Raw genomic sequence first — 13,087 nt, 5'->3', positions numbered from 1 at the left:
TTGGGAGGGCTGGGCGCGACAATGGCCGAAGTCCTTGTCCAGCAGGGGGCTGGACTCGTGCTTTTAACTGGGAGTCAACCCCTTCCTCCACGAGCGGAATGGGACAGGCTTATACGGTCCGAAGATCGTGGGGGTACAGCAGCCAAAATTAAACGTCTGCTGAGATTAGAGAAGTTCGGTGATGTCGTTCGCTATGGAACCGTCGATATCTCCGACAAGCAAGCGATGCTCGAATGGCTGCGGGAAACGATCGGGGCTTTCGGCAGAATTGATGGAGTGATTCATTGTGCAGGGACAAGGGAGGACGCGCTGCTTTCCGGCAAAACCCCAGAGAGCATTCGTCGCGTATGCAGACCAAAAATCCATGGGTTGGCCGCTCTTGCCGAACTGTTTCGCCATGATCGACCCGAATATATGATTCTTTTTTCTTCCATTGCCTCGCTTTATGGGCGGGCTGGGCAGGCCGATTATGCAGCGGCCAATGCTTTCATGGACGGAGCAGGAGCTGTTCTCGGCCTGGAATCGCGACAAAAGGTGATTTCCGTAAACTGGCCATACTGGGAAGGCGGAGGCATGGTTCTTGAGCCGAGGCTGGCCGAACGCCTGAAAGAAGATGGACTTTTACCGCTAACGGACGCGGAGGGAGTAAAATTGCTGAATCTCCTTGTTCGTATTGACAACATTAACGGAAATGTAGCTGTATTGAAACTGAAAGACCGCGAGCGGTTCTTGTCGGAACTGGAGCGCATGCATGAAGGGTATAATTTTGGTTTGGATATCGTTGTGAAAAAAGTCACACCGCCTCTTCCTGTCTCTACGTTGGATCAAAGTGGGGAGGGGAAAGCTCCAGCTCCCGGTTCTGACGCTTTATGCAAACAGAGTCATGCTGGGGGAACCTTGACATATCTGACGGACTTGTTTACCGGTTTGCTAGGTTTGGATCCCGGCGAACTGGAGCCTGACCTCGAGTTGGGAGCATACGGCATAGATTCCCTTATGATGAAAGATGCCTTGTATCGGCTGGAACAGTATACGGGAGCGGCGGTAGATCCCTCCTGTTTTGAAGAATATCCCAGCATAGGGCAGCTTTCCGCCTATTTGGACCGCAGGTATTTCGGGGAATCCCCTCGTTACGATTCTTTGGGAGATGAGGAAGCAGACATTCAAAAAGATGCAAGCTCCGGTACGCTTGAAGCGGAAGACTGCGTCTTGCGATTGCAAAATATATTTGAGGGCTTGTATGAGGGAAGATGGACGACATCGGAAGCCAAATCGGCGATTTTCGCAATTCTGGCGGACAAATATGTTAGTGATGGGGAGATTATATGAACGGATCGAATCTCGATTATATTCTCGAAGAAGTGGTTCGCAAACGGATGCACGCTGAGGAAGCCGCTCGCTTGTTGTTGAATGCCGCAGTCGAACAAGGCCCGGCCGATCAAATCGGCATGGAGAATGGGGCCGGTTCATTAAATCCGGAGGATATAGCGGTAATCGGACTGGCTTGCAATTTTCCCGGTTCCTCTTCTGTGGAACAATTTTGGAACAATCTGAGCAGCGGTAAAGATTCCATTACCGAGATTCCGGCGGATCGTTGGCCATTGGATGAATTCTACGATCCCTCCAGGCGGACTCCGAACACAAGTTATTCGAAATGGGGGGGGTTCATTGAAAATATCGATCAGTTCGACGCCGCTTTTTTCGGAATTTCCCATAGTGAAGCTAAATTAATGGACCCGCAGCAGCGGTTGTTTCTTCAACTGGCCCATGAAACTTTTGAGCGTGCGGGATACCCCAAGTCGAAAATAGAAAATACGCGAACGGGCGTGTTCGTCGGTACGAGGGCCGGAACATACGAGGTGTTTGGAAAAACAGTCCCATCCAAAGATATGGCGACGGCCAATATGGCCAATCTGATTCCAGGGCGCATCTCTGATTTCTTTAATCTAAGGGGTCCTTCGCTGTCCGTGGATACAGCTTGCTCTTCTTCCCTGGTGGCCGTTCATTATGCATGCCAAAGCATTCGTTCCGGCGATTGCGATATGGCGCTTGCGGGCGGCTGCGAGCTAAAGTTGAAGCCTTTCCCTTACTATATACTGAGTCTTTCCGGCGCTTTGTCTGAAGACGGCAAATGCCGGACCTTCGACAGGAAGGCTGATGGATTCGTGGCGGGAGAGGGGCTGGGTGCCGTGCTATTGAAACAGCTCGGTGCCGCTCTCCGCGACGGGGATAACATATACGGAGTTATCAAGGGTTCTGCGGTGAACAATGACGGTCGTACTATGGGCATAACCAGCCCCAATCTGCAGGGACAAAAGGATGTGCTAGAGCAAGCCCTTCGGCAGTCGGGGATCCACCCGGAACAGGTTGGTTATGTAGAAGCCCACGGAACCGGGACGGTCATCGGCGATCCTATTGAGTTCAAAGCGCTTGAGCAGACGTACCGTATGCATACAGGAAAGCGGGGATACTGCGCTTTGGGTTCGGTTAAGACCAATATCGGCCATTTGGACACAGCCGCCGGTATCGCCAGTCTGATCAAGGTTCTTCTGTGTCTTCGCCATCGTCGGCTTCCGCCTTCCCTGCATTGCGACGAGCCAAATCCCAGGTTACAATTGCTCGATTCGCCGTTTTACATTCCCTCCCGCCTGGAGGAATGGGAATCCCAGGACAATCAACCAAGAACAGCAGGGATCAGCTCTTTCGGTTTCGGCGGCACCAACTGTCATCTGATAGTGTGCGAAGCTCCTGTGAGGGTAAGAAGAGAAGCCTTCCACTACCTGGGCTCTCAAATGCTGGCTATTTCCGCTGCTACGGAGAAAGGTCTGCAGTCTCTGGTGCATGCCTACGGGATGGCGCTGGAGCATGCGGATGAGGAAACTTTTCACCAGATCTGCCATTGGGCGTTGGAGGGCAGGGACGTTTATCGTCATAGGTTGTCTGTTCAATGGAACCGAAGTGCGGGAGAACTAGCCCGGCTGCTGAAATCGTTAAAGCCCTGGTCCTCTGAAGCGAACGGACAGGAGGTACTGCGTTATGGCTCCTGCGGAAGAAGAAACAAAGCTCCGGTATTTCTCTTTACTGGCCAGGGGGCGCAGTATTCAGGAATGGGCAAGGTATTCTACCAAACGGAGCCATGTTTTAAAGCGGTGGTGGACCGTTGTTCGGAATTGGCCATTCCGTACCTACAGCGGTCTCTTAAGGACTACTTGCTGCGTAGCGACATTCCGGCTTTGGAATTACAGGATACTGTCGTAACACAGATGATTACCTTTACACTGGATTACGCATTGGCTCGGCTGTGGATGGAATGGGGGATCCGTCCCGGTGCCGTGATAGGGCACAGCGTAGGAGAATATCCGGCTGCATGTCTAAGCGGAATGTTTACGCTGGAAGAAGGGATACGGCTTATTGGCAACCGGGGATTGCTGATGCATAAACTGGAACGAAAGGGCATAATGGCCGTCGTGTTTGCCCCCCAAAATCGTGTGAAGGAGGCTTTGGAAAACCTGCCGCGAGAACGGCGGGTGCTCCTTGGAATCGCTGCGGTTAACGGAATCAACAACACCGTTGTTTCGGGCGAAGAGTCCGCCGTTGTTCAGTGGCTTAATCTTCTTGAAGCTGCGGGATTCGAACATCGCAGATTGCCTGTATCCCATGCGTTTCACTCTCCACTGATGAATTCCGTTTTGCAGGATTTCGTCCCGGTACTCACGTCCGTTTCGTTCAACGAAACTAAAATTCCGTTTTATTCCACATTACAGGCTGCCGAGATTAGCCGAACAGACAGCAATTACTGGATTTCCCATATTACCGAGCCCGTTCGTTTTATGGAGACCGCACAGCTTCTACTGGAAGAAGGCAAAGACGTTTTTCTTGAGGTAGGGCCATCCAAGACACTTGCCCAGTTGGTGCAAAATTTGGGGGGACCTCGGGAGATCGTATCGGTTTCAACACTTCAGCAAGGGATACCTGTATGGAGAGCGGTTAATGAAGCACGAGCCGAACTGTACAGGGCTGGCTTCGCAGCGAAGGCACCGACGCTGTACAAAACAATGGCGGATCCGGCCGCCATCGAACAGTTGCCGACCTACCCGTTCGAAAGCGTGAGGCATTGGATAGAGCAATCCAGGCCTTCGAGCGAAGGTCATTCCACCGTCAAGAATCATTCTACGGCCGAAAGCGAAGTTTATCCTATGACCGATCCTCACCCCTTGCTTGACGGTTTCACTTTCCTGTCCGATACAAAGCGAATTTATTACAGAACCTTTTGCGAAAATGAAGTGTACTTCAAAGATCATATCGTGCGGAATGCACCGGTTATCGCCGGGACCATCTGGATCGAAGCGGTATCGGCGGCGGTGCATGATTTTGCAGGTCTGAGCCAATTGCTGTTTGAAGATCTGCATTTCTTGGAACCGCTGTATCTGAAGGAGGAGAAGGAACGGAGAGCGGAGATCATTCTGGAGAAAATTGGGGATGGGTTCCGTTTTGAGGTGCAGAGCCTGTCATTGAGAAGCGTAGGCGAAGAGGTGAAGGTCCACGCCAGGGGAATGGTAAATACTGCCGTTCAGTTAAAGGAGCACCAGACGGATCTCGCTTTGCTGGCTGGACGTTGTAGCCGAACGCTGAAAGGAGAAGAATTGTACCGGCTGTATTCCGAGAAGATCGGAATCCGGCATGGGCCGTTTTTTAGGGGAGTAAAGGAGGTGAAAACCAATCCCGGTGAAATGGAAGTCGTCGCAAGTCTTGATCTTAAAGACGATGGAGCCAGGAAAACCTTCCGCATACATCCCGGATTGCTCGACAGTGCTATGCAGGGAATTGCCGCGCTGGAAGTCGGCCCGGATGACCGGATTGAACAGCCCCATTCGTTTATACCTTTTTATTTCTCCAAGGTTGCCGTGTTGGGTTCCGTTCAAGGTGCTTGTACGGCCAACTGTAAGGTTACCAAGAGCAACAACGAGATCACCAAATTTGACTTGACCCTGACTGGTGGCGATGGTACTCCCCTTGTACTGATCAGGGATGCGTACGCGAAGAAAGTCCCGCATTCCGATTTCGCGGCAGCTCTTTCCGACAGAGAGGATTCACAGTTTAAGCTGGACGAAATCGTCTTCTACAAGCGGGTGTGGAGGGAATGTCCGATAAGGGAACTTAACCCGGGCCCCCCCGTACGGGAAGGACTCTGTCTGCTGTTTCGGCTTGAGGATGAGTACCACGAAAGGATTGAACACCGGCTGCGCGAAAACGGCTTGCGCATTATTACCGTCTGCCCTGGGACAGAATACGCCAAGTTAAATGATGGGACATACTCCGTTCGTCCGGGCAGCTGCGAAGATATGAGGTCATTGAAGGAAGGGTTAATTGAACCTGTTGGTTCTGTGATTCATATGTGGACCCTCGATGAAGGGGTCAGCGGACAAACACCGGTCGCGGCTGACTCTCGGAACGCGTGGGAGCACGGCCTGACGCTCGGTGTCTATGCACTGCTCCCTATTGCAAAAGAAATAATGTCCGGAAGTAATGGAAGGGCCAAAGAACTTCGGGTACTGACGAATGGTGCGTTTCCCGTTGCCGGGAGAGCGACAATTCCCTGGAAATCGGCGATGACAGGGTTCATCCTCTCGGCAAAAGCGGAGATGCCCGGCGCACAGTTCTCCGTTCTGGACATCGCCGTGCCCAGTACCGCAGAGATGCTTCTCATGAAAGAAATGGCAGGTGGATCAAACGAGCCTCTGGTTACTTACGACGGCAGCAAACGCATTGTGCCAGCAATGAAGGAAATAACGCCCGAGTTGTCCGAACAACGGCCGGCACCACTGAAACGCGGCGGAGTATATGTTATAACCGGCGGTTTGGGCGGGATCGGTTCCTTACTCGCAGAGCGTCTGTCCATCAAATACGGTGCCCGGATTGCTTTGATCGGACGAACCCCGGTTGATCTTTCCGGCCATGAACGCGGTACGGCGAAGTCGGAACCGGGGATTGAAGACAAAAAAGATAAATTGCTGCGGCTTCGGGGAATAAACCCGGAATTAGTCTATTATACCGCGGATATTACCGACAGAAAGCAATTGAGCGATGTTCTTGACCAGATTAAAAACCGTTTTGGGCCAATAGACGGCGTATTTCATCTGGCAGGTCATATACGAGATTCTTTTATTGCCACGAAATCGGCGGAATCGTTCCGGCAGGTAATGAGTTCGAAAATTTGGGGAGCGTATAATCTGGATCTGCTGACGAAGCAGGAACCGTTAAAATGTTTTGTGCTGTTTTCAAGCCTTTCCTCTATTGCCGGAACGGCATCGCAATCGGATTATGCGGCCGCTAATGCGTTTGTTGACGGATTTGCCTGGTGGCGATCGGAACAGTCTACGGGCTTGACGATGTCAGTCAATTGGGGACTGTGGGAGGAAACGGGGATGAGTGCAGATACCAAAGTCATACAAAATGCAATCAGACAGGGGGTGGCCGTCATTAGCGGGAACAAAGGGCTGGATGCCTTGGAGAAAGCGGTAGCAGCGGGTGAAGTGCAAATCGTGGCCGATCTTCGCAGAAATAAGGATATTTATGCATTCGGTGACAGCGGCCCCGGCCATTCCCAGGATAAGCCGGAGCAAGAGCCGAACATGGAATTTGCGGACGCCGGCAAGGGCGCTGCCGATCCCCGTGCACAAATTGACCTGGAAACTTGGGTCCGTAAGCATATGGAGAAACGTGTCCAAGCGGCGACCGGATTCCGCGAATGGACCGATGATGATCGGGAACCCACCTTCCTTGAGCTCGGCATGGACTCCGTCTCGCTGGTATCACTAGTGCACGAATTGGAACGTGAATTCACAATCAATTTGTATCCCACAGTATTTTTTGAATATCAGACCATCTCCGAATTCGCTGCGTATTTGACGGGGGAGTATGGGGAACGGCTTGAAGCTTACAGAAGCGGTCAAGGCACGCAGCAGGGGAAACATAGTAAAGAGGGAGGCCCGAAACGGACCGGACAAGATACTTACAGTACAAGCAATATACGTAGGGAAGAATCAGGAATCGCTTATCTGGAAACGGCCCCTGAGATTTTACACGATGATGCTGACAATACCGGAAAAAAAGTTTCCCATATGGGCGGGGTAGCGGCGAGGGAGATTCTTTTATCGGAATCGCCGACCGGAGTTCCCGCATCGGTAAGATCCGAAGACATTGCTATCATCGGTTACTCTCTCCGTTTTCCTGACGCCGATAGCGGCGAGGAATACTGGAGCAATCTCATTTCCGGCAATATGTCTCTTACGGAGATGGCTTCTCCCCGCTTCGATAAGGCTCGTTATTACGGCGAAGTGCCAGGCAATCCGGGCAAAACGTACTGTACGCGCGGCGGATTTCTGAAACAGATGGATCGGTTCGATCCCGCTTTTTTTAATATATCGCCCAGAGAAGCGGCTCTGATGGATCCAAAGCAGCGGTTGTTTCTTGAAGTCTCATGGGAAGCCTTCGAACACGCGGGCTACGGGGGAAATCTACCGGATCGCAAGGTCGGCGTATTTGTCGGTACCTCCTACAATAACTATTTTGCCGGATTGCCGTCGGAGGAAGGGGAATCGGCTTTCGGGAGCCTAGGCAACGGCAATACCGTTACGGCGAACCGGGTATCCCACTTTATGAACTTAAACGGCCCCAGCATGATTGTTGATACATATTGTTCTTCGTCTCTGGCCGCCTTGCATTTAGCCTGCCAGAGTTTAAAGAACGGGGAGTGCCGCATGGCCCTGGCTGGCGGTGTTCATGTGCTTGGAATCAGGCATTATATTATGATGAGCCAGGTTCAAGCTTTGTCACCATCAGGGATCTGCAGAACATTCGACCGTTCGGCAGACGGCTATGTTCCTGGGGAGGGGGCCGGAGCTCTGCTGCTGAAGCCTCTTCGCCAAGCTTTGAAGGATCAGGACACGATTCATGCCGTTATCAAGGGGACGGCGGTAAACCATGACGGTCGTTCCAACAATCTGACAGCGCCCAACGCTTCGGAACAAGCTAATGTCATCCGTGAGGCCTTTAGCAATGCCGGAGTTCATCCCGAAACGGTAACCTATGTCGAAGCTCACGGAACCGGCACCTCATTGGGCGATCCGATTGAGGTAAAGGGGCTGACCCGTGGATTCGAAACCTTTACCGGCAGAAAAAATTATTGCGCCATCGGTTCGGTCAAATCGAATATCGGACATCTGGAGCCGGCTTCCGGCATGGCGGGAATTATTAAAGTAATTCTTGCTATGAAACATAAGCAGCTACCGCCGACCCTGAATTTTAATTGCCCGAATCCATATATCGATTTTTCCGATACCCCTTTTTATGTGAATGATCGAACTTCAGAGTGGTATACGGTAGGAGCACCTCGCAGAGCGGGAATCAGCTCCTTTGGTCTGACGGGGACCAACGCCCATGTCATTTTGGAAGAAGCTCCGATAAATCCCGGAACGGTAAAAAAAGAAGAGGCGCGGCTTCCCTTCATCCTTACCATCTCCGGGAAAAACCGCCACGCTCTCAATGAGCTTGCAGACCGGTATTCCGGAGCGGTAGACCGGCATAAGGAATGGAGGCTTGAAGATATCTGCCGGACGGCAGGTGAGGGCAGGAGACATTTTCCCTGCCGGATTTCGATTGAGGCTGACAGCATCGAGGGTCTGGCCGACAAATTGAAACTAGCTACCTTGCTGGAAGACCGGTCCAAGCTTGCCCCTTCGGGAATTTTTAGATCCGAAGGAGCGGAGAAACGCCGAAATGTCATTGTTCTGGGAAATGAGGCGGATCATGGCGATGCCAGAGGTCGGGATGTGTTGAGGGATCACCCGGCCTTTCTGAGACATCGGGAAACCGTGCTTCAAGCCGCGGCCCCGTATATCAGCCTGAATAATGACGATGCAGGCCTGTGTACTGCAGTTCCACTGGAAGCCGGTTCCGGCATTGGACGGGATCTGTCGCTATTAGCTTTCCAATATGCGATGGTAATGACCCTTCAAGATTGGGGAATGAAGCCTGGCCTGTACATCGGGCAAGGTGTGGGAGAATGGTCGGCCGCCGTATTGTCCGGGATGCTTCGCCTGGAAGATGCCGTAACCCTCTTGGCACATCGCCGTACCTTTGGGCAGGGGTTGATGGATTTTGAAAAACAAATGAAAGAATTGCTAGCAACGGTGTCCGTGGCTTCGCCGCTTGTTCCGGTCGTATCCAGTCTGGACGGTACGATCATGGATTCAGCGACCGTGGCTTCTTCAGACTATTGGGAGAAGGAGAATAGGCAGTTTGACCTCTGGGAGTGTATCGGCCGTCATGTGACTGAAGAACAAGATATCGTCCTGCACTTGGGAGGCAAGTGTGGCGGAAATTCGCAAAGTTTGCAACGTTACCTGGCATTGTCGGAGGGGGCGGCTTTTCATTCGTTATGCAAGGCGGCGGCGGTGCTATACGCATCGGGGACGCACATAGATTGGACAAAATATTATGAATTTCTGCCGTCGGCATACAACAAGTTGGAATTGCCGACATACGCCTTTCAGCGAAGCTCCTACTGGATGCAGGACGAGCAGGAGAAGAAAATGGATGCTTTGCCGCAGTTGGCTGCAGACGCCCGCGGTTTTCGGGAGCTGGCGGTAATACGGCCCGAAGCCTCATCAACAAAAGCGGAAGAGACCGAAAATACGTTTGGACAGACGCACATATATCACCCGGTATGGGAACTGAGCGGCATGTCCCTAGATGCGCCGGGTTGGAGTTCTTTTCCCGAACAGAGAGTATGGCTCCTGCTCGGTGATTCATCATCCTGCTGCGAAGAACTCGCAAGTCTCCTGAAAGAAATGGGGCAGCGGGTAGTGATGGCAGAGCCGGCTTCTGCCTTTACGTCCGTTGAAAAGGATGTCTATACCCTTGACCCCGGCCTGGAAGAACATTGGGAAGCCTTAGTTGATCAATTGTCTTCGCAGTACGGGAACGTCCATGCCATTATCCACATGTGGGATCGTGTGGCCGAGACCGATTCTGAACGACTTGAAGTGTCCCGCAAAGAGTGGACAAAAGGCGTCTATTCTCTATTTTTGCTGGAGAAGGCGCTAGAGAGAGCAGCTTCAGGAAATCGCACGGCAATTTACGCTGTTACTCACGGGGCCTTTCCGGTAAGTCCGGCGGATCATTCTGTGAGACCGGCTCAGGCTTCCGTGGCTGCGTTGCTCAAAACCATCCGTTCAGAGACGGGAAAGGTATGCCGATGTGTGGATTTCGCCGATCACGCGGTGGAAGAACGGGGAACGGCTTCCTTGATTCTCCAAGAGTTGATGGCAAAACAAGAGAAAGTTCCGGTCGTTGCCTACAGGGACAAGCGACGTTATGTTCAGCGGCTCGCCAGACTGACGCCTGCTGAACATTTGGTTTCTCCGATTCCGGAGCAGGGTGGAGTTTATCTAATTGTCGGAGGAGCTTCGGGAATCGGGCTTAAGATCGCAGCTCATTTGTCCCGCGGAAACGGTGTCAAGATAATTCTGACCGGCAGAACTTCAATTCCGCCGAAGGAAGCTTGGCATTCGTATGCGATGGAACATGAAGAAGACGACCCCGTCGCCTGCCGGATTCGAGATCTTACCGCACTCGAGTCTGCAGGAGCCGAGGTTGTCTATTTCGACGCTGACGTCACAAATGAAACGAAGCTGGCCTTCATTGCAAATTATATCAGGAAACATTACGGAACATTAGATGGGATCGTTCATTCGGGGGGCTTGAAGCGGGATGCACTCGTTAAAAACAAACAATTTTCCGAATTCAAGAAAATATTCGAAACGAAAGCGGTCGGTTACTCTCTGTTGGATACCGTTTTTCGGGGACTGAAGCCTAAATGGATCGCAGGCTTTTCCTCACTGTCCGCTTGGTTTGGCAATCCCGGCCAAACGGATTATGCCGCCGGGAACGCATTTATGGATGCTTATGCGCAAGAAAAAGCGAATTCCGGGGAAACACGATATTTTACAATCGGGTGGTCCTATTGGCGCGAGGGAGGAATGGAAGCGTCCGCTGGAATGTTGAAGCAAATGAGCTCGGCGGGAATGCTGCCTTTGGAATCGGAAGAGGCATTGAATGTTTTCGAAAGTTGTCTGTTTGCAGATGTCCCCTCTTCCGTTTATGTGATCAATGAAGCGTCCGCTGAAAAAATTGCCACTGATGATCCGGCGGTTACTTATAAATTGGGTGGGAATGAACCGGAACTTGTCCGCGGACGGGAAGCGCAATTCGGAGAGGAGGCACAGGCCCGAAGCCTGGCGTCTAATTCTCAAAATAATGGTCAAAGTGAGATCGAGGACTTTATTCGACAGGTTCTTAAAGAGCTGTTGTTGTTGCAGGATCACGAAATGTCAGAGGAACGGACTTTTGAAGAAATGGGTATGGATTCCTTGATCCTGCAACGGTTTATCGAAAGACTGGAACGCCGCTTAGGGAGTCCCGCAGAAATCTCATGGCTATATGATTACCCTACTGTGCCCGCTTTAGCACATGAGCTTGCGAAAAGTTGGCCGGCAGAGAAAGCGACAGAATTAGTTGAAAAAGCAGAGCCTGCTCCTCAAGCGGAAACGAAGGTAACAGTGCCCTATTTCAATCTAACCTCACGGGAAGCGTCACGGAGTTTTACAGATTCGCCGGCTGTTTTGGCTGCAGAGGAAAGCGCCACAGCGGCCGGAAGCATTCCGGAGAGGCTGGCGGAAGCAAACCGGACGGCGACGGAGCCGATTGAGGGCGCTGCCGGCGAGGATATCGCAGTAATTGGTCTGGCCTGCCGATTCCCTCAGGCAGACTCGCCAGATGAGTTCTGGCAGTTGCTGAAGAACGGCATTCATGCTGTCCGCATGGTGCCGGATGAAAGAACGGAGCTTGAATTGCTGCAGGGAACGAAGCCGGAAGCTACCTTCGGGCGTTACAGTTCGAAAGGCGGGTTTGTCCGGCACATCGATCGGTTTGACGCTGCGTTGTTTGGATTCAGCGAGGCGGAGGCGGCGGCCCTGGATCCACAGCATCGTATCTTGCTGGAGACGGCTTGGACAGCATTTGAATCATCCGGTTATTCCAAGAGCAGTCTTTGGGGACAGCCGGTTGGTGTGTTCGTTGGGGCAAGAGGGGGAACGTACAAAGCCGCCGCGGCCGCAGGCACCGATGGATATGCTTCCATGCGGGCTGCCGTGACTGGGCGTTTGGCCAATTTCAATGCGGCGCGAATCTCGGACTTTTTTAATCTGAAAGGTCCCAGTCTGGTGTTTGACACCGCCTGCTCTTCCTCGCTGGTCAGCGTTCACTATGCCTGCAAGGCGCTGCGCGACGGTGAGTGCGGCATGGCGTTGGCCGGGGGGGCAGAGATCAAATCTTCCGCCGAGTTTTTGGAAGGCTTAAGCGCCACGAAGGCGCTGTCACCGGACGGAACCTGCCACGTGTTCGACAAACGGGCGAACGGATTCGTGCCGGGAGAAGGGGTCGGGGCGGTGCTGCTGAAGCCGTACCGCCGGGCATTAGCGGACGGCGATACGGTCTATGCGGTGATCAAAGGCTCCGCTGTCAACAACGACGGACATACGATGGGAATTACGACGCCGGATTTGGAGGGGCAGGCGGCGGTGATCGAGCGGGCTCTGGAAGAGGCCGGTGTGCATCCGGAGACGGTCACCTATGTGGAGGCGCACGGAACCGGCACGATGATCGGCGACCCGATTGAAGTCAAGGCATTGACCCGGGTGTTCGCGAAGCGGACGGACCGCAAAGCCTTCTGCGGCCTTGGCTCGGTCAAGGCCAATATCGGCCATCTGGATACGGCGGCGGGCATCGCCAGCCTGATCAAGGTAGTGCTGGCTTTGCATCACGGTCAGTTGCCGCCCGTACTGCATCTGAACGAGCCGAACCCGCGGTTCCGATTCGTGGATTCCCCGTTCTATCCGAACGGCTCTTTGCAGGAATGGGCAGGGGCGGATGGCGTGCGCCGGGCGGGCATCAGTTCCTTCGGATTTGGCGGAACGAACTGTCATATGATCGTCGAGGGAGCGCCGGCGCGGGAGCTGCATGAAGG

The 13,087-nt window shown here is 52.8% G+C and carries 2 protein-coding genes (1 of these 2 cut by a window edge); both read left to right on the top strand.

Features of this window, described 5'->3' with window-relative positions; genetic code table 11:
* Positions 1-1,329, top strand: partial view of an SDR family NAD(P)-dependent oxidoreductase gene (locus ACLD72_RS17965; RefSeq protein ID WP_411000651.1) — the final stretch only. The gene continues 8,865 nt to the left of window position 1, outside the view; 1,329 of the gene's 10,194 nt are visible here — the last part of the coding sequence; the start codon falls outside the window, past its left edge; its stop codon occupies positions 1,327-1,329.
* Positions 1,326-13,087 (top strand): SDR family NAD(P)-dependent oxidoreductase (locus tag ACLD72_RS17960; RefSeq protein WP_458476089.1); only part of this gene is annotated, 11,762 nt, incomplete at its 3' end. The genes ACLD72_RS17965 and ACLD72_RS17960, both read left to right, overlap by 4 nt.

It is taken from the genome of Paenibacillus lacisediminis (assembly GCF_046567315.2).
This window is presented reverse-complemented; position numbering and strand designations above follow the sequence as displayed.